Source organism: Bradyrhizobium sp. 23AC (genome assembly GCF_054863025.1).
Genome location: NZ_JAVAYN010000025.1, coordinates 35,501 through 58,942 on the forward strand (window position 1 = coordinate 35,501; position 23,442 = coordinate 58,942).

Genomic DNA, 23,442 nt, shown 5'->3' on the forward strand with positions numbered 1-23,442 from the left:
AGTTCCGGAGATAGGCCTCATGACAAAGCAGACATCGGATGCAGGGATTCCCTTCGGTGTTCATTCGGAAGTCGGCCAGCTGCGCAAGGTGCTGGTCTGTTCGCCGGGGCGGGCTCATCAACGTCTGACGCCGACGAACTGCGACACCTTGCTGTTCGACGACGTCCTATGGGTCGACAATGCCAAGCGCGATCATTTCGATTTCGTGCAGAAGATGCGCGACCGCGGTATCGAAGTCGTCGAGATGCACAATCTCCTCGCGGACACGGTCGCCATTCCGGAGGCGAGGAAGTGGATTCTCGACAACCAGGTGATCCCCAATCAGGTTGGCCTCGGCCTGATCGACGAGCTGCGCGGCTATTTGGAAAGCCTCAAGCCGCGCGAGCTGGCGGAGACGCTGATCGGCGGATTGTCGACCCAGGACTTTCCGGAAGCCCGCGGCGGCGAGACGCTCAGGCTCATCCGGGAAGCGGCCGGCATGACCGAGTATCTTCTGCCGCCCCTTCCCAACACCCTGTACACGCGCGATACGACCTGCTGGATCTACGGGGGCGTTACGCTGAATTCGCTGTTCTGGCCGGCGCGCCACGAAGAGCCTATCCTCGCCGCAGCGATCTATAAGTTCCATCCGGATTTCGCCGGCAAGGTCAATGTCTGGTGGGGCGATCCGACACAGGATCACGGCCTTGCGACGCTCGAGGGCGGCGACGTGATGCCGATCGGAAAAGGCAACGTGCTGATCGGATTGAGCGAGCGCACCTCGCGGCAGGCCATCAGCCAGCTCGCTGCCGCCTTGTTCAAGAAGAAGGCGGCCGAGCGCGTGATCGTGGCTGCCATGCCCAAGCTTCGAGCGGCGATGCATCTGGATACGGTCTTCACATTCGCCGATCGCGATTGCGTGCTGCTTTATCCGGACATCGTCAACAATATCGCGGCATTTTCCTACCGTCCGGCCGACGGCTCCGCAGGCATCGAACTGCGGAAGGATGAAAAGCCCTTCGTCGAGGTCGTGGCAGAGGCGCTTGGGCTGAAGAAGCTGCGCGTGGTGGAGACGGGCGGAAATGCCTATATGCGCGAGCGCACCCAGTGGGATAGCGGTGCCAATCTCGTCTGCGCATCTCCCGGCGTCGTGTTTGCCTATGACCGCAACACCTACACCAACACGCTGCTGCGCAAGGAGGGCATCGAGGTCATTACCATCGTTGGTGCGGAACTCGGACGTGGTCGCGGCGGCGGTCATTGCATGACCTGTCCGATCACCAGGGACGCGGTCGACTATTAAGCCCGCATCAGCGGTCACTGCGGCCTCTTACGAAACGATGATCGATCTGATCAACCCGTGATTTAGTCGAATAACATTAACACGCCACAATCGTGTCACAGCCTGACGCGAATCCCGATGCACGCGACAGCCATCGAGGGACGCCATGCGAAGGTCCAGGATTCTTCTGCCGATCTTTGGTCTGCTCGGCGCAAGCACGGCAGGCGCAGCCGACCTTGATGTCACCGAGTTCAAGACGATCGCGGCCCCTGTACCTTACACCTCCGCACCATCCTGGAGTGTCGTGGGTTCCATAGCGCCCACCTTCACCGACAACGCCCTGTTTACCCGGGACAACCGCAAGTCGGATGTTTACTACGTGCCCGACGTGAGCGTCCGGCTGGACGGGAACCTCAGCAATGACCTGTCGTACCGGCTCTATGCGCGGGGGCAATATGAAGCGTTTTCGCGGGAGAAGGACGGCAACTTTGCCGTCGCGCGGATGGGCGGGCGCCTGACCCAAAATTGGGACGGCTGGCGTTTCTCCGCCATTTACGAGCATCGCTACGATTTTGACGGTATCTACCGCGACCTCGCCTTCACCTCGAACGATGTGATGGGCTCGGTTGCCCGCGACTTCCGCTTCAACAACGCGACGTTTTCACCATTGCTGCTCCTGACCTATCGATTTTCCGACCTGGCGGAGGCGCGCCGCTGGCGCTTCGACGCTGTGCTCGGTATCGAGGTCAAGCTCGATTCCAAATGGTCGATTGTCAGCACGCCACTGTTCGAGGCTTACTGGTTCACCGATGGGCTCAATAGCGGGCGGCGCGATCAGCTCTATTCGGCAGACGTCGGTCTGAAGTATAATTTTGCGAGCAATCTGTCGCTCACGACGACCGTGCTGTACGAGGCGCGAACGTCGAACGTGCCGCTACGACGATACAGGGACGTTCGCATTGGCCCTCGACTGGATTTCGCATTCTGAGAGGTATCCGATCGATGCACGCAAGAAGCTTGTCGCTGTTGATCGGTATTGTTGTGGGCATCGCGGCGGCATCCGTTGCCGCCGCCGATCCGCGTGACGCTGTGGATCGAAGCCAGCGTCTTGATACCGATGCGCTTCGGGACGATGCTGCGACAAACCGTCTGACGTTGCCATCGCATCCCCTGCAGATTGCACCGCCTCCGACGACTCCGAAAGCAAGGACGGAACGCAGGAGGAAGTCCGGCGCAAATGGTGGCGGCAGCCGCTAGCGCCTCGCTACGTTGGTAGGCATAGCCGCCTATCGGCGCGGGAGTTCGCTGTCTCGGAACTCCGCTGCTCGGAATCCCGCATTTTTAATCTCTGTTGCGCCAAATTCGAGCGCTTGCGCAGGGCACGAACCGCTTTGTCGGGCAGGGCAGACGGCGTGTCGCGGATTCAAGATTTAAATCCCATGGAAATGCTACCTCTTGTTGTGGGTCGGTTCCAGGGTATATAGTCGGATCGGCTCCAAGGCGCGTCCGCGAGCCGGCGAGGGGAGAAGTCCCCGAACAGGCGAGCGGACACAGGCGATGCTGTTGTCAGCGTCGCGATGTCGCCGGAGAAGAGTGAGTGCGTATCGTGAAGGTACATGTCTCCCCCGCCAGCGAGTCGCATCGAACCGGCCTCGGGAACTGGCTGCGGACAGGTTCGGAACAATCGATCGAAGCGCTCTATTGGACGTTTTCGGCTGATCTCCTCTTCGTCGTGCGTCCGTCTCCTGAAGGGCGCTTCGTCTATGAGGCGATCAATCCGGAGTTCGGGTCCCGGCTCGGTCTCTCGCCGGAAGACGTTTACGACATGGATGTGTTCGATTGCATGAATGCGGACGACGCTAGAATCGTCTGCCAGGCGCTGGGGGCGTGCGTTGCGGAAGGAGCGGAAATCAGGATCCGGCAGCGTCTCGCGTTCGGCGGCTCGCCCCGGAACGTCGAAACGGTAGTAACTCCGGTCGTTCAATCTTCGTGTGGTGGTGCGGTTCGCTTGATCGGCAGCCACCGCGCCCTGCGCAGCCGCGCGTTCGAGAGCGGGGTCGGACAGGGCAACGGGCTCGACGTGAATCTCGCTTTGGTATCGATCCAGGAAGGCATCCAGCAGCGGATAGCGTCCGATCTCCACGATTCGACCTGCCAGCACCTGATTGCCGCGAGTCTCGGTCTCATGCGGATCCGAAGCAGCATCGGCGAACCGGACTTGGCCGAGCGGCTCTGCGACGAAATCGATGCATCGATCGATGAAGCCCTCCGGGAAATCCGCGCCTTTGCCTATCTGCTGCATCCCCGGAACCTCGCCGGTGAGGGCCTGAAGGCTGCGATCGAGCGGTACGCGGAGGGATTTGCGGCGCGCACGTCGTTGCGCGCGAGTGTCAACATCGTGCCGGATGTGGATCGGTTGCCTTACGAGACGAAACGAACGTTGCTGCGGGTCGTCCAGGAAGCGCTGACGAACGTCTTCCGTCATGCGAACGCGACGGAGGTGGCCATCGTCATCGATACCGCGGACGGCCGGTTTCACCTGACGCTCAGCGACAATGGACGTGGGCTCCCGCCGGGTTTCGGCAGGAGCGCGGCCTCTGTTGGTGTCGGAATTCCGGCGATGCAAGCGCGGCTGCACGAGATCGGAGGTACGCTCGACATCCAATCCAGTCGCGCGCCCCGGCAGGCCGGCACGGTGCTGTGTGCAGTATTTCCCTATGCTCCCTCGGCGAACAGGGCCAATCGCCGCGGGGCCACGACAAATGCAAGGGCCCGCGCAGGCGCACAATCAGCGAAAAAACACTAACCGCGGGGCGGCGGGCTGGGGTCACGGCCCATCGCCGATGCGGATTCGGAGTGCTCTGCCATGAAGCGAATTCTCATCGCGGACGATCATGAGGCGGTACGGTCAGGCTTGCGGGCGGTGCTCGAGCAACGGGTGGATTGGGAGGTGGTCGCCGAGGTGAATGACGGCGGCATGGCGGTAGCAGCCGCGATCGAAAGCCGGCCCCATGTCGCCATCGTCGACTTTTCGATGCCCCGCATGACCGGCGTCGAGGTGGCGCGGCGGATCAGAGAGTATCCGCTGCAGACCGAAGTGCTGATCTTCACGGTGCACAATTCGGGCTTGCTTGCCCAGCAAGCATTCGAGGCGGGGGCGCGTGCATTCCTGGTGAAGTCCGACGCCAACAAGCTGCTTGTCGCAGCTGTCGAAGCCTTGTTGCTGCACCGGCCATTCTGGCCCCGGAAGACCGAACTCGACCATGCGCCGCGGACCAACGGCGAGCGGCATCACGAACTCACGGCCCGCGAGCAACTGGTCGTCAAGCTGGTCGCGGAAGGATACAGCAACAAGGGCATCAGTGCGATCCTCGACCTCAGCGTCAAGACCACCGAGGCCCATCGGGCAGCAGCGATGCGCAAGCTGGAGGTGAACTCGACGGCGGGGCTGGTCCGGTACGCCGTTCGGACCGGGCTGGTCGAGGCTTGAAACGGCTATATTGGCGAGCAATACGGGCGTCGGTACCTTCGCCGGGAGATATCAGGGTTTTGTGGGATAACGATTCCAGCCACGCTCCCTATGATCGTTCGACTGTGCTGCCGGTTTGCTGCCGGTATCGGCCCGGAAGCGCAAGGGTCGGCCAACGGGAACGACACGGTGAAACGCATCTTGATTGCGGATGATCATGAAGTTGTGCGTTCCGGGCTGCGTGCAATCATCGAAGCGCATTCCAGCTGGATCGTGAGCGGCGTGGCGACTGATGGCGAGCAGGCGGTCGCGCTGGCGCTCGAGACCAGGCCGGACATCGTGATCGTCGATTATTCCATGCCGGTCATGAACGGGTTGGAGGTCAGTCGCCGCCTCAAGGCACTCCACCTTGGCGCGCAGGTCCTGATCCTGACGATGCACGAGAGCGAAGAGCTTCTGACCGAAGCCATTCTGGCCGGGGTGCGCGGCTTTCTGTTCAAGTCGGACGCACGCAAGCACCTCATTTCCGCCATCGAGGCCCTGCTCGACGGCAGGCCCTACTTCACCAGCATCCTGCTGGAGAGGCTGCTGCACGACTACCAGGGCAACAAGGAGAATCGGGCCGACATGCTGCTGACGTCACGCGAGCAGAGCGTGGTCCAGCTGATCGCGGAGGGGCATACCAACAGGTCGATCAGCTCCATCCTGAAACTGAGTGTGAAGACCGTCGAGACCCATCGCGCCTCGGCCATGCGCAAGCTCAGGATGTCGTCCACCGCTGAGCTCGTCCGCTATGCGATCCGCAAGAAGTTGGTCTTGCCCTGAACAGATGCTGATGTCGATAGTCGCGAAAGGCGCCGGAGTTTGCGCCTCGACAAAGTGGTGGTGACTGCAACCGCTTACCTTTTCGGGTGCTGACACGGGGTTTCGTGTTGCACGCGATGGGAAGCAAGCCGTGATTGGAACCAGTCTCTGTAAATGGGCCATCAGCTACTTCGCGGTCGCAATCGTATGGCTGCTGCTTGCGGAAGTGCTTGTTGTCGCCGGGTTCGGCTTTCCGAACCACGACATCGGTGGCCCGGACACGCTCGTCATCGTGCACATGGTTAGCATCGGCTGGTTGAGCACGGTCCTGTGTGGTGCGCTGTTCCAGTTCGTGCCGGTGCTGGTCGCAAGGCCGCTTTATGCGGAGCGATGGACACTGCCGGCTCTCGCGCTGCTGACGTTTGGGCTGACTATCCTGCTCGCGGGCTTCTTGACGCTTGGCGGGCACTTCAACGGGTCGCCCCGGCTGCTGCCTGTCGGCGCGAGCCTGCTGATTGCCGGTTTCGCGTTGGTCGTTGCCAATCTCGGCATGACGCTCTGGTCGGCCCGTCCGCTGCCGGGGCCTGCGCGGTTCGTTGCAGCCGGGCTTGCCTGCATCTGTTTCACGGCGGCATTCGGCGGCATGTTCTCTCTGGTGCTTTCCGGAACCGCTATCGGCGCGCAATGGTCGGACCTGCTGGTGTCGGGCGTTCCGATCCATGCGATTGCGGGGCTTGGCGGATGGCTGACCTTCACGGCCATGGGCGTCAGCTATCGCCTGCTGGCGATGTTCATGCTCGCGCCCGACGGCGATGCGAGGCTGGCGCGGCTTGCCTGGCTTGCCGGCATTGCGGCGCTGGCCGTCGGAGCCGTCGGCGGCGTGCTTGCACTCTGGCGCGCGACCGGGGTGAATTTGGCGCTTCTGCTGGCGGGAGCTGCGGCGCTGCTGTCGCTAATCGCCTACGGCCGCGACGTGCTCGGCCTCTACAGAGCCCGCAAGCGTCGCGCGCTCGAGCTCAATACGCGCATGAGCCTCGTTGCGCTGGCGAGCTTGGTTGCGGTCGCAATCCTCGGCGCCGCGTTTGTTGCGACCGGTTCTCTCCTGGCGCATGTCGGAGCACTCGCCTTTCTCGTCGCGTTCGGCTGGCTCACCGGCCTCGTGCTCGCCAATCTCTACAAGATCGTCCCGTTCCTGACCTGGCTCGAGACCTACGGTCCGGTGATGGGCAGAGTGCCGACGCCCCGCGTGCAGGATCTCGTTGACGAGCGCCGCGCGTTGAAATGGTTCGTGCTGTTCTTTGCCGGAAGCTGGGCGGCAACCTTGATGCTCCTGGTCGACGTGGCACTCGGCTTCCGCGTCGCCGTCGCGGTCGTGACGCTTGCGACGCTCGGCCTGGGCGAGGAGCTCATCAGGGCAAGGCGGCTTGCGGACGTGGCGGAGCCGCTGCGCCTGCCGACGGGAGCAGCCGTGCCCCATCTGTTGGTCTCGCGAAACTGAAAGGAGACTGCAATGACCCAATTCATCGACGTCGATGTCCGGCCGATCCTGCGTGCAGGCGGCGAGCCGTTCTCGATCATCATGGCCGCGCTCGAGCGGCTCGCGCCCGGGGAGGGGCTGCGGCTCTATGCCCCCTTCAAACCGGTTCCCCTGTTCGACGTCATGGCGAGCAAGGGCTTTGCGCATCGGGAGGCCGAGCTCGAAGGCGGCGAATGGGAGATCCGGTTTCTGCCGGACGACGGCTCGCCCGATGCGGCTGAACCGGCGCTCGCGGCGGCGAGTGGTGGCGATTGGCCGGAGCCCGTGGTTCATCTCGACAACCGAGACCTCGATCCGCCGGAGCCGATGGTCCGGATTCTGGCTGCAATGGAGCGGCTCGCGCCCGGGCAGACGCTCTGCGCCTTGCTCAGTCGTGAGCCGGTCTTCCTGTTTCGGGAGCTGACCAAGCGCGGCCATCAGTGGCGCGGCGGCTTCACGCCGCAGAAGGACACATATCAACTGACAGTGAGGGTTTGCGCATGACGATCAACGACGACGATCTCGTGGCTCAGATAAGGCAGGCGCTGAAGGTCGTGATCGATCCGGAGCTCGGGCACAACATCGTCGATCTCGGCTTCGTCTATGATGTGTCGATCGACGACGGCGCGGCGCACATCACCATGACGGCGACGACACCGGGTTGTCCCGCCGCATCATTTCTCAAGGAGGGCGTCGCCAACAGCGCGTGCCTGGTTCCTGGCGTGGAATCGGTCGACGTCACCATGACGTTCGAGCCGCCCTGGCAGCCCTGGATGATCGCGCCGGACGTCAAGGCGTCGCTCGGCTTTGCCGAGGTGAACTGATCCGGCGAGGCGGCCGGCTAGACGCCTTCGGCGCCCGGGCCGGACCAGATCCTTGCCGGTATTCGAAGCTTTGCTAGGTCGAGCAGGTTGATCGCCCGGGCGGCGATCTGGTCGATCACCTCATCCAGCGATTGTGGTTTCAGATAGAAGGCCGGCATCGGCGGGGCGATGATCGCGCCGATCTCGGTCGCTTGCAGCATCGCTCTGAGATGGCCGAGATGCAGCGGGCTCTCGCGGACCAGCAACACCAGCCGGCGCCGTTCCTTGAGCTGCACGTCGGCCGCGCGCGTCAGAAGGTTGTCGAGCTGCCCCCAGGCGATGGCCGAGAGCGTACGGATCGAGCACGGCGCCACGATCATGCCCGCGACCGGATACGAGCCGCTGGCGATCGCGGCGCCGATATCGGAATGAAGATGATGGCGGAAGGCGAGGGCGCGCAGCCGCGCGAGCGCATCGCGCCCCACTTCCTCGCTCAGCGTACGCTCAGCCGCGGGCGAAACCACGAGATGAACTGCGTAGTTTGGAGCATCGGCCAGCAGCTCGACGATGCGCATCCCGATCGAAGCACCCGAGGCGCCGCTGATGCCGACGATGATGCCTTGCCGCCTGCTCATGTGAGGACCGGAGCGCGCGCCGGCATGCCTGACAGGCTGAGGCTCGACCACATCGCATCGACACGCGCGACCACGGCGGGATCCATGGCCAGCGGAACGCCCCATTCCCGATCCGTCTCCGGGGGAATTTTGGTGGTGGCGTCGATGCCGAGCTTGCCGCCGAGCCCTGATTTCGGCGAGGCGAAATCGAGATAGTCGATCGGCGTGTCGGTGAGCGTCACGAGATCGCGCGAGGAGTCGCTACGCGTCGAGACCGCCCACATCACGGCGCGCCAGTCGCGGATGTCGATGTCATCGTCGACGATGATCAGCAGTTTCGTGTAGCTGAACTGCGGCAGCATCGACCACAGGCCCAGCATCAGCCGCCGTGCCTGCCCGGGATAGCGCTTTTTGATGGCCGCAATCGCGATGCGGTAGGAGCAGGCCTCCGGCGGCAGCCAGCAGTCGGTCACCTCGGGGAATTGCTGCCGGATCAGCGGCACGAAGAGCTGGTTGAGCGCCTCGCCGATCCGAGACGGCTCGTCCGGCGGCCGGCCCGTGAAGGTCGAGAGGTACACAGGCTGACGTCGGCTGGTGACCGCCGTCACGCGCATCACGGGGAACTGTTCGACGGAATTATAGTACCCGGTGTGATCGCCATAGGGCCCCTCGGGCGCGGTTTCGGTCGCGGAAACAAAACCCTCGATGACGATTTCGGCCTCGGCCGGTATCGCGAGCGGGACCGTGAGGCATGGCGCGAGGTCGGGCCGTTCGCCGCGCAGGATGCCGGAGAAGCGCAGCTCGGACAGCGTCTCGGGCAGCGGCAGCACTGCGGCAAGGATCGTGGCGGGATCGGCGCCGATGACGATCGCGACCGGCATGTCGCGCCCGATCGCCTTCCATTGCTGGTGATGCCTGGCGCCGCCGCGATGCGCGAGCCAGCGGACGATGGCGCGGTCGCGGCCGAGCACCTGCATGCGGTAGACGCCGACATTCTCCTCCTGGTCCGCCGTCGCGGATTCCGTCGGCACGGTGATCACGAGTGGCCAGGTGATCAGCGGCGCCGGCTCGCCGGGCCAGCAGATCTGGACCGGCAATTTTGCAAGATCGACGTCGGGCCCCATCGTGACGCAGTCCTGCACCGGCGCCGCCGCGCGTGTGCGCGGGCGCGTCGCCAGCGCGGCGCGCGCGAGCGGGAGCTTGTCGAGGGCATCCCTGATGCCGTGCGGCGGCCGCGGCGCGCGGAGCTCGGCCATCAGCTCGCCGAGCTCTCCGAGACGGTCGGGCGTGATGCCCATTCCCCATGCGATCCGCTCGACCGTTCCAAACAAATTGGTGAGGAGCGGCATCTCCGACGCGCTGCCGTCGGCCTTGACGGGCTGCTCGAACAATAATGCAGGTCCGTGTGCCTCGAGCACACGCCGGTGGATCTCGGTGATCTCGTGGACGACGGAGATCTTCTCGCGAATGCGTCGCAACTGCCCCCGGCTTTCGATGAAGCGCAGGAAGTCGGACAAGTCGCGAAAGCGCGGCACATCACGTTGCAACTGGACAAGCTCCCAAAAAATGAGAGCTAGCCGGGTTGTTTTCGGTCTTCATTGTTCCCGGTCAAATACAGCGGCGTGCAATCCGTCCAGATGTGTGGCCATGAATGATCCGTCCGCCGCATCGCCCGGCCCGTTGCCGACGATTCCGCCCCTTGTCGCATTGGCCATGCGTCCCCTGCCTCTGCTGCCGCTGCAGCTCGTTCTCGCCGGCGTCCTGCAGCGGATCCATCGGCGCAACCCCGCAATATTCGACCGGCTCGGTGATCACGCGCGCGCGCGGTTCGGTATCAAGCCGATCGATCTGCCGTTCGCCTTCGTGGTCGAAGCCAGGCCGCCGCGCCTGTCGGTGGTGCGCGACTTGCCGCGAAGCCTGGATGCGCGGATCTCGGCCTCGCTCGCCAATCTGCTGGCTCTGCTCGAAGGCAGGGTCGATGGCGATGCCCTAATGTTCTCGCGTGAGCTCGTGGTCGAGGGCGATGTCGAGGCGGTGCTGGCGCTACGCAATGCGATCGACGACGCCCAGCTCGATCTCGCCGCCGAGGCGTCCTCTCTGTTTGGCCCTCTGGGCGCGCCGGCGAGGCGCGCCTTCGAGGCCGCCCGTGGCCGCGTGATCGGTTCCTCGGGCCATGGCGGGCAATCGAGATGATGGAGCTGATCTGTCCTGCCGGCACGCCGGCGGCGCTGAAGAGCGCCATCGATGCCGGCGCCGATGCAATCTATTGCGGCTTCAACGACGAGACCAATGCGCGCAATTTTCCGGGGTTGAATTTCAGCCGCGACGAAATGCGCAAGAGCATCGCACTGGCGCATGGCCGCGGCGCAAGGGTCCTGGTGGCCATCAACACTTTCCCGCGTGCCTCAGCCGTCGATATCTGGCATCGCGCGGTGGACGATGCGGCGAGCGCGGGGGCCGATGCGCTGATCCTCGCCGATATCGGCTTGATGGATTACACGGCGCGGCGCCATCCGAACCAGCGCTTGCACGTTTCGGTGCAGGCCGCGGCCGCCAATCCCGATGCCATCGCCTTCTACGCCGAAAATTTCGGGGCGCGGCGCGTCGTGCTGCCGCGCGTCCTGAGCGTGCCTGAAATCGCCGAGATCACCCGGGAGTCGGTCTGCGAGACCGAGGTCTTCGTGTTCGGTGGCCTCTGCGTCATGGCCGAAGGGCGCTGCTCGCTGTCGTCCTATGCGACCGGCAAGTCGCCGAACATGCAGGGCGTCTGCTCGCCGCCGAGCCATGTGACTTACGAACAGACTACGGAGGGGACGAAGTCCAGTCTCGGCGGTTTCACCATCAACCGGTTCGCCGTGAGCGAGCCCGCGGGCTATCCGACCCTGTGCAAGGGGCGCTTCTCGACCGCGCAGGGCGCCGGCTATATTTTCGAGGACCCCGTCAGCCTGGATGCCACGGCGCTGCTCAAGGGCATGCGCGATGCCGGCGTGACCGCGCTCAAGATCGAGGGCCGCCAACGCGGCCGTGCCTACGTCGAGAGCGTGGTGCGCCATTTCCGTCATGCGCTCGCCGCGCTCGAGAGCGGCAGTGAGGCGGACGTCGCGAGCCTGAAGCCGTTCACCGAAGGACAGGCCTCCACGCTCGGCGCCTATCGCAAGACCTGGCGCTAAACTTGTCGACTATGTGAGGTCCGGAAGATGCAACTCAGCCTCGGTCCAGTTCTGTACAATTGGGCGCCGGAACGCTGGCGCGACTTCTATTTCCGGATCGCTGACGAAGCGCCGGTCGACGCCGTGTCCGTCGGCGAGATCGTTTGCTCGAAGCGATCGCCGTTCTTCGCAGACCACGTCCCGGCCGTGGTCGAGCGGCTGCAGAGCGCAGGCAAGCAGGTGCTGCTGGGTTCGCTGATCCTGGTCTCGCTGCGGCGCGAGCGCCGCCAGACCGAAGAGCTCGCGGTGGCCGAAGGCGTGCTGGTCGAGGTCAATGATCTGACCTGTCTCAGGGCGCTCGCAGGCCGACCGCACGCCATCGGGCCCTTCGTCAACATCTACAACGAGGCGAGCGCGGCCTTTCACGCCGCGCGCGGTGCGAGGCGCATTTGCCTGCCGCCGGAATTGCCGCTGGCCTCGGTGGCGACGATCGCGAAGGCTGTTCCCGACATCACGACCGAGGTGTTTGCGTTCGGCAGGGTGCCGCTGGCCATCTCCGCGCGTTGCTATCATGCGCGCCTTCACAAGCTTACCAAGGACAATTGCCGCTTCGTCTGTGAAAAGGACCCGGACGGTTTGCTCTTGAACACGCTGGAGCAGCAGGACTTCCTGACCATCAACGGCGTGCAGACGCTGTCGCATACCTGCGTCAATCTGCTGGGCGAAGCCGGCCTCTTGCACGAGAGCAACGTCGGCGCGTTGCGCCTGTCGCCGCAGGATTGCGACATGGTCGAGATCGCTAGGATCTTTCGCGACGTCTTGGACGGTCGTGACGATGCCGATGGCGGCAACCGCCGGCTTGCTGCGGCCTATCCTGGTGTGCCCTTCTCGAATGGCTTCCTGTGGGCGGAGCCAGGGCACGTCTATCGTCAGGCCCGATCAGGGGATGCGCAAGGCTCAGCGCAAATCGGGAGTCTCTAGACGAGTTCGGCGTTGCGGGTGCTCAGAAATTCGCTGCCATTGCGGCGAGACGTCGATGGGCCCTGTCCCGCGCAGCGTCGATCGGCTGCCGCGGCCCAGTGGTTGGCCCGATCGGCACGAAACGGACATTGTCGATACCGATGAAGCGCAGGATGTCGCGCAGGTAGGGCGTTGCCATGTCGATGCGGCCGCGGTTCATGCCGGTGGCAAAGTCGCTGCCGCTGGCGAGAATCACCAGCGTCGGCCGGTCCTTGAGCAGTGGCAGATAGCCCTGTGACGGGTCGAACCGGAACGTCAGCCCGGGCTGGACGATGATGTCGAACCACTGCTTGAGCTTGTAGGGAATGCTGAAGTTCCACATCGGCGTCGAGATCAACACGCGATCGGCCAACGAAAACCGCAGCGCCATGCGCTCGGCCTCCGCAAAGCTGTCGCGTTGCGTGTCGTTGAAGGCTTGCCCGTTCATCCGTGCATATTTGGCCTCGGCGATGGGGCCTGAGAATTCCGGCATCCGCTCCCGCCAGAGGTCCACGACATCGAGGTCCCAGTCCGGCCGGGCCTGGCGAAAGCCGTCAAGAAAGACGCGCGCGCCGGCGGTCGACTCGGAGTCAGGGCGCGGTGAGCAGGAGAGGTGCAAAATCTTCGCCACCGCTCATCCCAGCGCTTTGATAACGGTGTCTGCCCTCGTGACGATCGCGACGTTCTGCATGGCGAAATTGATCGACGCGTTGTGCCAGTCGGCGTTCATGGTCGAGCAGCAATCTTCGGGAACAATCATGAAGTAGCCCTTGTCCGCCCCGGTGCGGGCGGTGTGCTCGACCGACATGTTGGTCCAGGCGCCGGTGTTGATGATCATGTCGCGCCCGGTCGCCTTGAGGATTGTCTCCAGCCGCGTGCCCTCCCAAGCGCTCATCCGCATCTTCTCGACGACGAAATCGCCTGGCCGCGGCTCGAGGCCGGAGACGGGCGCGGCGCCCCAGCTTCCGCGCACCATCGCCTTGCTATCGACCAGGCCTTCGAACAGCGGAGCGTTCAGCGTGACACCGGGCGCGCCCGGCTCGACGACGAACCAGACGTGGATGATGGCGACGCCGCGGGCCCGCGCGGTCTCCGCGAGACGGCGGACATTCTCGACGACATGCTGCTGCTTCGCATGTCCCGGCGCACCGGAGTCGGCGAACGCGCCGCCGTCCATGACGACGTCGTTCTGGAGGTCCTGGATGATCATGGCACAGCGCTGCGGATCGAGCCGCATGTCGCCATCAGCAAGGATAGGCGCCGCCGGCGAGGCGCTTGGCGTCGCGCCGCCGCCGCTTCGCCGGCCGCTCATGTAAGGTTCGTGCCGCGGGCCGACCTTGGTCGGAATGGCATAGACCGAATGTGTCGAGGTCAGATAAAGCGTGCGGAAATCCGGCCCGCCCCAGGCGAGGTTGGCGACCATCTCGGGCACCCGAACCTTGCCGAGCAGTTCGCCGCGCGGCGAATAGACCCAGACCCCGCCGGGCGCGGTGACCCAAACATTGCCGTGCTGATCGCACTTCATGCCGTCGGGCAGGCCGGCTTCGAGCTCGGAGCGGATGCCGCTTGCGAACACCCGCGCATTCGACAGCGAGCCGTCGGCATTGACGTCGAAGACGCGGATCAGCGCCTGCACGGTGTCGTTGACATAGAGCAGCTTCTCGTCCGGCGAGAAGCACAGCCCGTTCGGCTGGTCGAACAAATTGCGCTCGACCACGAGCTTCGGCTCACCGCCGGGCACGAGGCGATAGACGCCCTGGAAGCCGAGCTGATGCGGGCGCTCGACGCCATAGACCGGCATACGGCCATACCAGGGGTCGGAGAAATAGATCGCGCCGGAAGAGTGCACGCAGACGTCGTTCGGGCTGTTCAGCTCCTGGCCCTGGAAGTGCGAAGCCAGCACCTCGCGCCGCCCGTCCGGCCGTTCGCGGATCAGCGACGAGGTCGCGTGCTCGCAGACGATCAGATTGAGCTCGGCATCATAGGTCATGCCGTTGCACTTGTTCGACGGACGCTTGACCTCGGCCACGCCGCGCCGCGCATCCCAGCGCCGGCGCACGTCACCCGGCATGTCCGAGAACAGCAGATAGTGATCGACCGGGTGCCAGATCGGCCCCTCCGTGAAGTCAAAGCCGGTGCCGACCTGCGCGACCGGCGCATAGGGGTCGATCAGGGTTTCGAATTCGCTTCGCAAGGTAACGTGCGTCATCGGTCGATCCCCAAGATCATCTCAAGCCGGGAACCAGTTGCGTGCGGGCAAGGACTGCACGATCGGTCCGGGGACCTGATCGTGCAGGCGCCCGACGACGTTGCCGCCCTCGATCTTGGCGGGACGGTCGTGCACCGGCAGCAGATAGCGCGAATTGCTGAGGAGCTTCTTGATCGAGGCCTTCTCGGCGCGCTTACTGGTGCCGTGGTTGCCCGTCGTGCGCGGCTCCCAATCGTGGATCTCGTTGAAGGGCGTCACGATCTGGTCGTTGAAATCGTAGATCACGTCGCCGCAGATGGTGGCGATTCCATCGGCTGTCTCGACGATGACGTTCATCGAGCCCTCCGTATGCGCATTGGCGGCGTCGCAATAGACGCCGGGCATCAGCTCGATCGGGCCGGTGATCTCGAGGTCGAGGAAGCGCAGCGCGCTCTTAGTGTGCAGGCGGTCGATCAGGTGCTTGATGTCAGGCGCGGGATATTGCGGATGCATCAGGCCGGAGACGGAATATTCGAGCTCCTTGCGGTTGAGCACGACGGTCGTGTTCATCGGGAACAGATCGTCCTTGCCGGCGTGGTCGATGTGGAGATGGGTGTGGCAGACGAAACGGACGTCGCCCATGCGTACGCCGTGGCGCGCGAGCTGGTTCTCGATCATGTTCTCGTGGTATTGCAGCCCGCGCATGCCCAGCGTCTCCATGATCTGGTTGGAGCGGTAGCCGGTGTCGACCACGACCGGATATTTCCCCCCGAGGATCAGGAAGCCGAGGGTGAGGACGCGGCGGGTGCGACCGCAGTCGCGGCCGAGAACCAGAAAGCTCGATTCTAGCTCGATATCGCCATAGTCCAGGATCTTGATCTCCAGCGCCATTCGTTGCCCTCCCTCATCTGTTTCTTGTCTGTCAAAGCCGGTAGACGCGTGTCGCCGTCGTCCTGAAGATGGCGTCCTGCTGCTCCGCGCTGAACGGCGCCGCCGCCGTGCGAAAGGCGCCGACGACCTCGCGATAGCTGGTCCACAATTTCTCGATGGGGAAATTGGAGCCGAACAGGCAGCGCTCGGCGCCGAAGATCGCGACGGTGTCGGTGAGCACGGCGGCGATGTGCGCGGGATCGTTGCGATGGATGAAGGTGCCAAGCCCGGAGAGCTTTGAGACCACGTTCGGACAGGCCGCGAGCCGGGCCATGCCGCCGCGCCAGGCGGCGCGGCCGGCGGGCGAGAGATCCTCCAGCATGCCGGCATGCTGGAGGATGAAGGTCACGTCGGGACAGGCTTCGGCCAGCGCTGCGGCGTTCGGCATCTGCGGGGTGAACACCTGCAGGTCGAAGCTCCAGCCATAGTCGGCGAGGCGCGCGACGTTGCGGCTGATCATCGGATCGGCGCAGAGATCGGCGTGGGCTGCAAAGCGGTAGAGCGGGTTCTCGTGCCAGTGCAGCTGCATGCGCACGCCGCGCACCAGCTTGTAGCGCTTCAGGCGATCGAGCTGCGGACGCACGTCGTCCACGGCGAAATTGGCATAGGCGACGATCGCGTGCGGCCAGCCGTGTTCGTCCGCAGTCTGCTGCACCCACGCGGCCTCGTCCTCGAAGCGGTCGTTGGCCCAGTTGGTTTGCACATAGACCGAACGCGTGACGCCGGTACCCTTGAGGTCGTCGAGATATTCCTGGATCGGGTAGTCGCGCCGGATCGGCTCGTAAGGTCCGAAGATGCGCGGCTGCATAGGGCCGATCAGCCAGGGCAGGTCGGCCTGCCGCCAGATGTGATGATGGCCGTCGACAATATCGGTCACGCCGCTCTCCTTCGTCCCAACGCCAGAATATGCGCGACGATCGACGCGCTCGAACCGCCATCCACGAGGTCGTCGACGAAGCGCTCGATGGCGACGAGTGCCTCGGTCTGCGGGCGGAAGCCGGGGCTTGTCGCCAGCGGCGTCAGCCAGCTCAAGCGCCAGGCCCGCCGCGACAATTTCGCGACGGCGTCGCGAAGTGCATCGGTCTCGCCGCGCTCGAGTCCATCGGAGACGATCACCACCGCGGCACCGCGCGCATAGCCGCCGAAGCGGGGCACGGCGAGGAACGCTTGCAGCGCGTCGCCGATGCGGGTGCCGCCGTCCCAGTCGCTGACCAGATGCGCGGCGGCGTTCATGGCCTGCTCGCGGCGCTTCAGCCGCAACGGGCGGGTGATGCGGGTCAGCCGCGTTCCGAAGGTGAAGACCTCGACACTGGGGGCCGCCTGCACCAGCGCATGCGCGAGCTTCATGTTCTCCTCGGTGCGGCTCTTCATCGAGCCGGAGACGTCGATCAGCAACAGCATCTTGCGCGGGCGCTGGCGCCGCTTCATATGGCCGAGCCGCAGGATCTCGCCGTCGCTGCGGACAGAGTCGCGTAAAGTGCGGCGGAGATCGGTGAACGGCCCGCGGCGGGCGCGCATGCGGCGATGGCCGCGCCGACGCGGCAGGCGTCGCGGTGCCTCCCGCGTCAGGCGGCGCAATGCGTCCGTGCTCGATGTCGCCCCAAAGCGACGTTCGACCAGCGCCTCGCTTCGGGTCGTGGTGAGACCGGACTCATTGGCCCCGTCGGAGAGCAGGGGCTCCTCGTCGCCGCGGCCCTCCTCCTGGAGGCGGACTGTCTCGTCGTCCTCGCCTTCGTCGTCTCGCGCGATGGCCTCGCTGCCGCGGAAGTGGAGATCGAACAGCCGGTCGAAGGTCGCCCGGCGTTCGGGCGGCGGAGCCAGCGTCGCCAGGGCGGCTTGCCTGATGTGCTCGATGGTGCGCGGGCCGAGCAGTTCGATCGCGGCGAGGAACGTCGTGGTTTGCTCGGGTGCGACGGCAAAGCCGTTCGCGCGCAGCAGCGGGACGAAGGCGACGAAGATGCGCGCGGCGCGCGGGAGCTGCGGTTCGGCGCTCATGCGGTTGCCTCCGCGAGCATGGCATCGAGCCGCGGCGAGATGAAATGCAGATCCTCTTCGTCCTTCAGCGCCACGCCGATCGAGCGCTTGAATGCATCCGGCCAACGCGCGCCGCCCTTGTGCAGCAGCGTCGCGGCCTCGGCCCAGTCGACCGCCTCGGCAATGCCGGGGGCTTTGCTGAGGGGTTCGCGCCGCAACTTCTCCACGGCTGCGACGACCGCGCGGGCGGTGGCCTCGGCGACGCTGGACGCGCGCATCATGATGATCCGCGCCTCGCGCTCGGCGGTCGGATAGTCGATCCAGTGATAGACGCAGCGCCGGCGCAGAGCCTCATGCAAATCGCGCGTCCGGTTCGACGTCAGCACGACCACGGGGCGTTCGGCCGCGCGAACCGTGCCGCGCTCTGGAATCGAGATCTGGAAGTCGGAGAGGAATTCGAGCAGGAACGCCTCGAACTCCTGGTCGGCGCGGTCGATTTCGTCGATCAGGAGCACGGTGGAATCGGGCGCGCGGAGCGCGGCGAGCATCGGCCGCTCGATCAGGAAGGTCTCGCCATAGATGTCGATGCTCTCGTCGCCGGCCTGGCGGATCGCGAGCATTTGGCGCGGATAATTCCACTCATAGAGCGCGGCAGAGGCGTCGATGCCCTCGTAGCATTGCAGGCGGATCAGGCGGCGGCCGAGCACGGCAGCGATCGCTTTTGCCGCCTCCGTCTTGCCGACGCCCGGCGCGCCTTCGAGCAGCAGGGGCTTGCCGAGCGCGAGGCCGAGATAGGCTGATGTCGCAAGGCCTTCGTCGGCGAGGTAATAGGCTGCCCGAAGCGCTCTCTCCAGCGCCTCGGGGCTGTCGATGCCGACGATGTTGCTGCGAACCGCCACGGCCGATCCTCTAACGCCGCGCCTGCGGCCGCGCGCCGCCCTGGGCCTTGATCGCGCGCAGCACCTTTTCGGGCGTGATCGGCAGGTCGTCGATGCGCACGCCGACGGCGTTGAAGATCGCATTCGCGACGGCCGGCAGCACCGGATTGGCGCACATCTCGCCGGGGCCCTTGGCGCCGAACGGACCGTCGGGAGCGGGGCGTTCCAGCACCGCGATATCGTGCGGGCAGATGTCGCCGGGGCCGGGCATCAGATATTCGACGAAGTCGCGGGGGCCGTGAACGGGATCGGGATAATAGGGCTCCGGGGTCTCGTAGAGCGCGTGGCTGACGCCCATCCAGGCGCCGCCGACCAGCTGCTGCTCGACCAGACGCGGGTTCAGCGCGCGACCGAGTTCATAGGCGGAATCCATCCGAACCATCGCGACATCGCCGGTCTCGTCGTCGACCTCGACCTCGGCGACGAGGCAGGCATGGGCGTAACAAGTTGCCGGCGACATCTCGCCGGTCTCCGGATTAACTTCGGAAAGGGGAACGAGAAAAATGCCGCGGCCCGAAATCGTCTTGCCCTGCTTGAACTGCGCGGCAATCGCGACATCCTTGGTCGAGATCGAGCGATGCGGCGCGCCCTTGACGTGGATATTGCCGCGGCCGTCAGTTTCGAGATCGGCGGCATTGACCTCAAGCTCCTCGGCCGCCGCCTCCATCATCACGCCGCGGGCCTCTCGCGCCGCAGCCATTACGGCGTTGCCGACCCGGTGGGTGCCGCGCGAGGCGAACGAGCCCATGCAGTGCGGGCCGGTGTCGGAATCCGCCGTGTCGACATAGACGTCCTCGACCGGCACGCCCAGCGTCTCGGCGCAGATCTGCCGCGTCACCGACTTCATGCCCTGGCCGAGGTCGATCGACGACAGCGCCACTGTGAATTTGCCGCTGGGATTGGAGTGAACCAGGGCCTGGCTCGGGTCGCCGCCAAGGTTCATGCCGATGGGATAATTGATCGACGCCATGCCGCGTCCGCGATGCCTGGTCATGTCAGCGTCTCCTGGTGCCGAACACCGACGAGAACCGTGTTGCGCCATGCGATGGCGCGGCCGGGCGCGGTGGGGGAGGCGGCGGTGCCGGCGGGGGCGGATCGCGCGGCGGCTCCCGCGTCGCGGTCACCGGCGCGCGGTCATAGCTCGTGCGCTGCTGCGCAGGCGCAGCCGGACGCACGCGCGACTCCGTCGGTGTCGGCGGGATCGCGGCGCGGCTGCCGCCGCCGTCCTTGCGCGAGGAGGCGCGCTTGAACTCGTCGCGGATCGGCCATTTGGCCTTCTCGGCCGCGACCTGAACGCATTCGATCAGCGCGGTGTTCTTGGCCTCGCGCCGGTGCGCCTTCATGTCGCCGTCGCGATAGGCGTTAAGAATGCGAAACTCCATCGGGTCCATGCCGACGAGGTTTGCGAGCTTGTCCATCTGGCATTCGATCGCAAAGTCCATCGCGGTGACGCCGAAGCCGCGCATGGCGGTCGCGGGCGTCCGATTGGTGAAGACGCAATAGACGTCGCCATAGACGTTCGGGATGGTGTAGGGGCCGGGCAGGTGGGCGGCGCATTTCACCGCGGCATAGCTCGACAGCCGCGTATAGGCGCCGCTGTCGAAATAGGCGCGGATCTTGCGGGCGACGACGCGGCCGTCGCGCATCACGCCGTCCTTGATGTAGATGCGTTCGGCGCCGCGCGGCGGACCGTACTGCATCTCCTCCTCGCGCCCGAATACGTAGCGGACGGGCCGTCCCGTCAGCATGGCGCCGAGGATCGCGAGCGGCTCAGTCAAGGTGTCGACCTTGCCGCCGAAGCCGCCGCCGACGGTGCCGCCGATGAAGTGGAACGTGTTGGAGGGCACGTCCAAAATCTTGGCGCAGGTGTCCACCGAGAAGAACAGCGCCTGGGTCGAGGTGTAGACGACGTAGCGGCCATTGGTGTCGGGCGCCGCAATCGCGCCGTTGGTCTCAGTGGGGGCGTGCTCGATCGGCGACATCTGGTAGCGCTGCTCCAGCACGTGGTCGGCGCTCGCGAGCGCCGCGTCGGCATCGCCGAAGCGCAGGCGCTGGTGGTCGTAGACGTCGTGATAGATGAAGGCGTTCTTCGGATAGGTCTCGTTGACCACGGGCGCGCCGGGCTTCAGCGCGTCCTCGACATCGAACACAGCCGGGAGTGGCTCGTAATCGACCTTGACCTTCGCGATCGCCTCGAACGCCTCACGCTCGCTGTCGGCGACGATGGCGAGGATCGGCTCGCCCTTGTAGCGGACCTTGTCGACAGCCAGCGACGGCTCGTCATCCTTGCCGAAGTTGATCAGGCTGAGAAGCGTGTTCAGATTAACCGGCACATCAGTGCCGCGGATGATGCGGCGTACGCCGGCCGAACGTTCGGCCTCGGTGGTATCGATGCGACGGATCCTTGCATGGGCCTGCGTCGAGCGTACGACCTTCAGGTGCAGCATGCCTTGCAGCTTGTGATCGTTGAAGTAGCTCGACGTGCCCGTGACATGACCGAGCATATCCTGACGCTGGGTGCCCTTGCCGATTTCCTTGAGGTTATCGTCGCGCTCGTCGGCGAAGATGTCCTTGCGCAGTTCCAGCATGATCTACCTCAGGCGCTGACCCGGCCGCTCGCGGCGGCAAGGATGGCATTGATGATCGGCTCATAGCCGGTGCAGCGGCAGATGTTGCCGGAGATGGCCTCAATGACCTCGTCGCGGCTCGGCGAGGGATTGCGGTCGAGCAGCGCCTTGGCGGCCATCAGCATGCCCGGGGTGCAATAGCCGCACTGGGCCGCGAAATGGTCGGCGAAGGCCCGCTGCAGCGGGTGCAGGTTCGGGCCCTGCTTCATGCCGTCGAGCGTCTCGATCGAACGGCCGGCCACCGTCTCCGCCAGCGTCAGGCAGGAGAGATGAAGCTCGCCATCGATCAGCACACTGCACGTGCCGCAGCCGCCCTGGCCGCAGCCGAATTTCGGCGTCATGTCGCCGATCAGCTCGCGCAGCGCGACCAGAAGATTGGTGCCGCCGTCGACGAAGATCGCGACATCGCGGCCGTTGTGACGAAATTGCAGGGGTATCTTGGACATGACGAACTATTCCCTGTCTAATCCTGGCTTGACAGCAGGCGGCGCAGATGGACGCCGACGATCTCGCGGCGGTACCAGGCGCTGCCGAGCGCGTTGTCGGATGGCGATGTTCCCTCAGTCGCCGCGGATGCGGCGGCCGCGATGGTTGCAGTGTCCAGCGAGCGGCCCTCCAGCGCGCGCTCGGCGGCACGGGCGCGGATCTGGGTCGGCGCCATCGATCCGAGCGCGATCCGGGCGCCCGCGATCCGTCCGCCGCTGATCGGCAGATGCGCGGCAAGCGTGATGACCGAGCCGCCTTTCGGCTTGATGCGGGCGATCTTGCGATAGCGGAACGCGTCGCTGCTCGCCGGCCGGGTGCAGGAGACCGATAGCACCAATGTTCCGGCTTGCCGTTCGCGCGCTTGCAGGAACTCTTCGATCGGGATGTCGCGCGCGCCAAAACCGCCCGCGACGGCGACGGTGGCATCGAGCGCCAGCAGCGCCACGGTGAAATCACCGTAAGGACTGGGCGCGAAGAGATTGCCGCCGACCGTGCCCATGTTGCGCACGGCGGGACCGCCGATCGAACGGGCGGGCGCGTGCAGGAAGGCGAGGTCCCGTTCCGCAAGGACGCGCGCGAAAGTGACGCCGGCGCCGAGCGTGATGCGCGGCCCCGAGGCCTCGATCCGGGTCAGCGCCTGGTCCTGGGCGCGGACCACCGTCGAGATCGCGACATCGCCCTCGTTCAATTCCCGCATCACCAGCGTGCCGCCGCCGAGATAGCGGGCGGTGCGGTCCGAGGACAATGCCCCCGCCGCCTCGCTGGCGCTTGCAAACGTCTTGACTGTCACGGCCATGACTATGCGGCCTCCCTCAGATGCCGGCGGATTGCGTCGAACCCGGCCTGGTAAATGTCTTCTGCGACCATGTGGGTGATGCGGTCGCGATCCTCCGGCTTGGTGGTGAAGCGGGATTCCCAGTGCCAGAAGGTGCGGTCGCCGTCGGTGACCGGCAGCAACCGGACATGGGCGACGTAGTTGAACATCGGCACCGGCGTATCGAGCAGGCAATAGCTGAAGGACTGTTCCAGGTCCGACAGCGCCAGCAATTGCTCGCGCAACTCGGAGCCGTCGTTGAGCTTGAACCGCCTGATGCAGCCGATCTTGACGGAGGACTGTGCGCGCTCGATCGAGGACGTCGCGACAACCGGGTGCCAACGATCGTGCCCGTTGAAATCGCGCAGCACGGTCCACACCGCATCGGTCGGTGCGTCCAGGATCGTGCTTTTGACGATATGCGGCACAGTTTAGCCTCCGAACACTCGCTTGAGCGCATCAAACCCGCCCTGGAACACGCCGCCCCCGATATTGTTCACGAGTTCGGTCTCCCGCTCCGGCGCGCAGTCGAATTCGGCGGTCCATTCCATGAAGGTCTGATCGCCGTCGGTGACGGGGGTCAGCCGCAGGGTTGCGACGTAGTTCTCGACACCCATCGGAGATTCCAGGATCGAATAGGTGCAGAACATGTCGTAGTCGGAGAGGCCGAGCAGCTTCTCGCGGATGCGGTCGCCGTTGCGCAGGCGAAAATCTCGCACACAACCGATCTTGTCCGAGGGCTCGCCGCCCTCGATACGGCTTTCGGCGATGGCCGGATGCCAGTTCGGCAAGCCGTTGAAATCGCGCACCCGCGCCCAGACGCGGTCGTTGCGGGCATTGACGACGGTGGAGACGTAGACGCGAGCCATG

At 65.0% G+C, this 23,442-nt stretch carries 25 protein-coding genes; 11 read left to right on the plus strand and 14 right to left on the minus strand.

All coding sequences use genetic code 11. The features are described from left to right. Positions 1-19: 19 nt before the first annotated feature. The 8 genes from arcA (at position 20) to RAD10_RS36510 (ending at position 7,874) form a co-directional block, all read left to right on the plus strand. The gene (gene arcA / locus RAD10_RS36475) at positions 20-1,282 is read left to right on the plus strand and encodes an arginine deiminase (RefSeq protein WP_461621229.1); all 1,263 of its coding nucleotides are present in this window, start codon (positions 20-22) and stop codon (positions 1,280-1,282) included. A 145-nt stretch (positions 1,283-1,427) separates the two neighbouring features. After that, positions 1,428-2,249, plus strand: coding sequence for an outer membrane beta-barrel protein (locus tag RAD10_RS36480; protein WP_461621230.1), 822 nt, complete (start codon positions 1,428-1,430; stop codon positions 2,247-2,249). 609 nt (positions 2,250-2,858) lie between these two features. Further along, the gene (locus tag RAD10_RS36485) at positions 2,859-4,067 is read left to right on the plus strand and encodes a sensor histidine kinase (RefSeq protein WP_461621231.1); all 1,209 of its coding nucleotides are present in this window, start codon (positions 2,859-2,861) and stop codon (positions 4,065-4,067) included. A gap of 60 nt (positions 4,068-4,127) precedes the next feature. Next, positions 4,128-4,751, plus strand: coding sequence for a response regulator (locus RAD10_RS36490; protein ID WP_018318087.1), 624 nt, complete (start codon positions 4,128-4,130; stop codon positions 4,749-4,751). Between the two features lie 168 nt (positions 4,752-4,919). After that, on the plus strand, positions 4,920-5,555 hold the full coding sequence (locus tag RAD10_RS36495; protein ID WP_028143785.1) for a response regulator: 636 nt from the start codon (positions 4,920-4,922) through the stop codon (positions 5,553-5,555). 130 nt (positions 5,556-5,685) lie between these two features. Beyond that, entirely contained in the window at positions 5,686-7,032 is a 1,347-nt protein-coding gene (locus RAD10_RS36500) for a hypothetical protein (protein WP_461621232.1), read from the plus strand. A 12-nt stretch (positions 7,033-7,044) separates the two neighbouring features. Then, complete coding sequence (locus tag RAD10_RS36505; protein ID WP_461621233.1) at positions 7,045-7,554, plus strand: DUF2249 domain-containing protein; 510 nt, start codon at positions 7,045-7,047, stop codon at positions 7,552-7,554. Beyond that, positions 7,551-7,874: a metal-sulfur cluster assembly factor gene (locus RAD10_RS36510; RefSeq protein ID WP_461621234.1), complete on the plus strand. Its 324-nt coding sequence runs from the start codon at positions 7,551-7,553 to the stop codon at positions 7,872-7,874. Before RAD10_RS36505 ends, RAD10_RS36510 begins: the two co-directional genes overlap by 4 nt. A 17-nt stretch (positions 7,875-7,891) precedes the next feature. On the opposite strand, the gene RAD10_RS36515 is transcribed toward RAD10_RS36510, so the two are convergent. Then, complete coding sequence (locus RAD10_RS36515; RefSeq protein ID WP_461621235.1) at positions 7,892-8,488, minus strand: UbiX family flavin prenyltransferase; 597 nt, start codon at positions 8,486-8,488, stop codon at positions 7,892-7,894. Then, positions 8,485-10,014, minus strand: a complete 1,530-nt coding sequence (locus RAD10_RS36520; protein WP_461621236.1) for a UbiD family decarboxylase — start codon at positions 10,012-10,014, stop codon at positions 8,485-8,487. The genes RAD10_RS36515 and RAD10_RS36520 overlap by 4 nt, the downstream gene beginning before the upstream one ends. A 100-nt stretch (positions 10,015-10,114) precedes the next feature. Here RAD10_RS36520 and ubiT point away from each other — a divergent pair, with 100 nt between their 5' ends. From ubiT to ubiV, 3 genes are read left to right on the plus strand one after another with little or no spacing between them, the layout of a single operon-like run. Then, positions 10,115-10,660: a ubiquinone anaerobic biosynthesis accessory factor UbiT gene (gene ubiT, locus RAD10_RS36525; RefSeq protein ID WP_461621237.1), complete on the plus strand. Its 546-nt coding sequence runs from the start codon at positions 10,115-10,117 to the stop codon at positions 10,658-10,660. Beyond that, positions 10,660-11,637 carry a ubiquinone anaerobic biosynthesis protein UbiU gene (gene ubiU / locus RAD10_RS36530; RefSeq protein WP_461621280.1) on the plus strand — a complete coding sequence of 326 codons (978 nt, stop codon included), beginning with the start codon at positions 10,660-10,662 and terminating at the stop codon, positions 11,635-11,637. Before ubiT ends, ubiU begins: the two co-directional genes overlap by 1 nt. A 27-nt stretch (positions 11,638-11,664) precedes the next feature. Continuing rightward, on the plus strand, positions 11,665-12,597 hold the full coding sequence (ubiV, locus tag RAD10_RS36535) for a ubiquinone anaerobic biosynthesis protein UbiV (protein ID WP_461621238.1): 933 nt from the start codon (positions 11,665-11,667) through the stop codon (positions 12,595-12,597). A gap of 22 nt (positions 12,598-12,619) precedes the next feature. Here the strand turns inward: ubiV and RAD10_RS36540 are convergent, their stop codons facing one another. The 12 genes from RAD10_RS36540 to RAD10_RS36595 are packed head-to-tail and all read right to left on the minus strand — an operon-like array spanning position 12,620 to position 23,441. Continuing rightward, positions 12,620-13,246: an FMN-dependent NADH-azoreductase gene (locus tag RAD10_RS36540; RefSeq protein WP_461621239.1), complete on the minus strand. Its 627-nt coding sequence runs from the start codon at positions 13,244-13,246 to the stop codon at positions 12,620-12,622. Positions 13,247-13,249: 3 nt separating this feature from the next. After that, positions 13,250-14,824, minus strand: coding sequence for an isochorismatase family protein (locus RAD10_RS36545; RefSeq protein WP_461621240.1), 1,575 nt, complete (start codon positions 14,822-14,824; stop codon positions 13,250-13,252). Positions 14,825-14,845: 21 nt separating this feature from the next. Continuing rightward, the gene (locus tag RAD10_RS36550; RefSeq protein ID WP_018318076.1) at positions 14,846-15,694 is read right to left on the minus strand and encodes an N-acyl homoserine lactonase family protein; all 849 of its coding nucleotides are present in this window, start codon (positions 15,692-15,694) and stop codon (positions 14,846-14,848) included. Positions 15,695-15,725: 31 nt separating this feature from the next. Continuing rightward, entirely contained in the window at positions 15,726-16,610 is an 885-nt protein-coding gene (locus tag RAD10_RS36555; RefSeq protein WP_461621241.1) for an amidohydrolase family protein, read from the minus strand. Continuing rightward, on the minus strand, positions 16,607-17,728 hold the full coding sequence (locus RAD10_RS36560; RefSeq protein WP_461621242.1) for a vWA domain-containing protein: 1,122 nt from the start codon (positions 17,726-17,728) through the stop codon (positions 16,607-16,609). Before RAD10_RS36560 ends, RAD10_RS36555 begins: the two co-directional genes overlap by 4 nt. Continuing rightward, positions 17,725-18,606, minus strand: a complete 882-nt coding sequence (locus RAD10_RS36565) for an AAA family ATPase (protein ID WP_018318073.1) — start codon at positions 18,604-18,606, stop codon at positions 17,725-17,727. The genes RAD10_RS36560 and RAD10_RS36565 overlap by 4 nt, the downstream gene beginning before the upstream one ends. A gap of 10 nt (positions 18,607-18,616) precedes the next feature. Beyond that, on the minus strand, positions 18,617-19,639 hold the full coding sequence (locus RAD10_RS36570) for a xanthine dehydrogenase family protein molybdopterin-binding subunit (RefSeq protein WP_246800384.1): 1,023 nt from the start codon (positions 19,637-19,639) through the stop codon (positions 18,617-18,619). 1 nt (position 19,640) lies between these two features. Then, positions 19,641-21,233, minus strand: coding sequence for a xanthine dehydrogenase family protein molybdopterin-binding subunit (locus RAD10_RS36575; protein ID WP_461621243.1), 1,593 nt, complete (start codon positions 21,231-21,233; stop codon positions 19,641-19,643). Between the two features lie 8 nt (positions 21,234-21,241). After that, positions 21,242-21,718, minus strand: a complete 477-nt coding sequence (locus RAD10_RS36580) for a (2Fe-2S)-binding protein (protein ID WP_028143768.1) — start codon at positions 21,716-21,718, stop codon at positions 21,242-21,244. Positions 21,719-21,735: 17 nt separating this feature from the next. Beyond that, the gene (locus tag RAD10_RS36585) at positions 21,736-22,554 is read right to left on the minus strand and encodes an FAD binding domain-containing protein (RefSeq protein WP_461621244.1); all 819 of its coding nucleotides are present in this window, start codon (positions 22,552-22,554) and stop codon (positions 21,736-21,738) included. 2 nt (positions 22,555-22,556) lie between these two features. Continuing rightward, positions 22,557-23,000: an SRPBCC family protein gene (locus tag RAD10_RS36590; protein ID WP_461621245.1), complete on the minus strand. Its 444-nt coding sequence runs from the start codon at positions 22,998-23,000 to the stop codon at positions 22,557-22,559. 3 nt (positions 23,001-23,003) lie between these two features. Then, positions 23,004-23,441 (minus strand): SRPBCC family protein, encoded by a 438-nt coding sequence (locus RAD10_RS36595; RefSeq protein WP_011086163.1) that lies wholly within the window; start codon positions 23,439-23,441, stop codon positions 23,004-23,006. Position 23,442 lies beyond the last annotated feature (1 nt).

What these genes read in the sequence shown, in the direction of transcription:
- RAD10_RS36510 (WP_461621234.1), top strand. Translation starts at nt 7,551, where the DNA reads ATGACGATCAACGACGACGATCTCGTGGCTCAGATAAGGCAGGCGCTG.
- RAD10_RS36580 (WP_028143768.1), bottom strand. Translation starts at nt 21,718, where the DNA reads ATGTCCAAGATACCCCTGCAATTTCGTCACAACGGCCGCGATGTCGCG.
- ubiT (WP_461621237.1), top strand. Translation starts at nt 10,115, where the DNA reads ATGAATGATCCGTCCGCCGCATCGCCCGGCCCGTTGCCGACGATTCCG.
- RAD10_RS36515 (WP_461621235.1), bottom strand. Translation starts at nt 8,488, where the DNA reads ATGAGCAGGCGGCAAGGCATCATCGTCGGCATCAGCGGCGCCTCGGGT.
- RAD10_RS36560 (WP_461621242.1), bottom strand. Translation starts at nt 17,728, where the DNA reads ATGAGCGCCGAACCGCAGCTCCCGCGCGCCGCGCGCATCTTCGTCGCC.
- RAD10_RS36550 (WP_018318076.1), bottom strand. Translation starts at nt 15,694, where the DNA reads ATGGCGCTGGAGATCAAGATCCTGGACTATGGCGATATCGAGCTAGAA.
- RAD10_RS36585 (WP_461621244.1), bottom strand. Translation starts at nt 22,554, where the DNA reads ATGGCCGTGACAGTCAAGACGTTTGCAAGCGCCAGCGAGGCGGCGGGG.
- RAD10_RS36570 (WP_246800384.1), bottom strand. Translation starts at nt 19,639, where the DNA reads ATGACCAGGCATCGCGGACGCGGCATGGCGTCGATCAATTATCCCATC.
- RAD10_RS36575 (WP_461621243.1), bottom strand. Translation starts at nt 21,233, where the DNA reads ATGCTGGAACTGCGCAAGGACATCTTCGCCGACGAGCGCGACGATAAC.
- RAD10_RS36480 (WP_461621230.1), top strand. Translation starts at nt 1,428, where the DNA reads ATGCGAAGGTCCAGGATTCTTCTGCCGATCTTTGGTCTGCTCGGCGCA.
- ubiU (WP_461621280.1), top strand. Translation starts at nt 10,660, where the DNA reads ATGGAGCTGATCTGTCCTGCCGGCACGCCGGCGGCGCTGAAGAGCGCC.
- RAD10_RS36490 (WP_018318087.1), top strand. Translation starts at nt 4,128, where the DNA reads ATGAAGCGAATTCTCATCGCGGACGATCATGAGGCGGTACGGTCAGGC.
- RAD10_RS36595 (WP_011086163.1), bottom strand. Translation starts at nt 23,441, where the DNA reads ATGGCTCGCGTCTACGTCTCCACCGTCGTCAATGCCCGCAACGACCGC.
- ubiV (WP_461621238.1), top strand. Translation starts at nt 11,665, where the DNA reads ATGCAACTCAGCCTCGGTCCAGTTCTGTACAATTGGGCGCCGGAACGC.
- arcA (WP_461621229.1), top strand. Translation starts at nt 20, where the DNA reads ATGACAAAGCAGACATCGGATGCAGGGATTCCCTTCGGTGTTCATTCG.
- RAD10_RS36545 (WP_461621240.1), bottom strand. Translation starts at nt 14,824, where the DNA reads ATGACGCACGTTACCTTGCGAAGCGAATTCGAAACCCTGATCGACCCC.
- RAD10_RS36505 (WP_461621233.1), top strand. Translation starts at nt 7,045, where the DNA reads ATGACCCAATTCATCGACGTCGATGTCCGGCCGATCCTGCGTGCAGGC.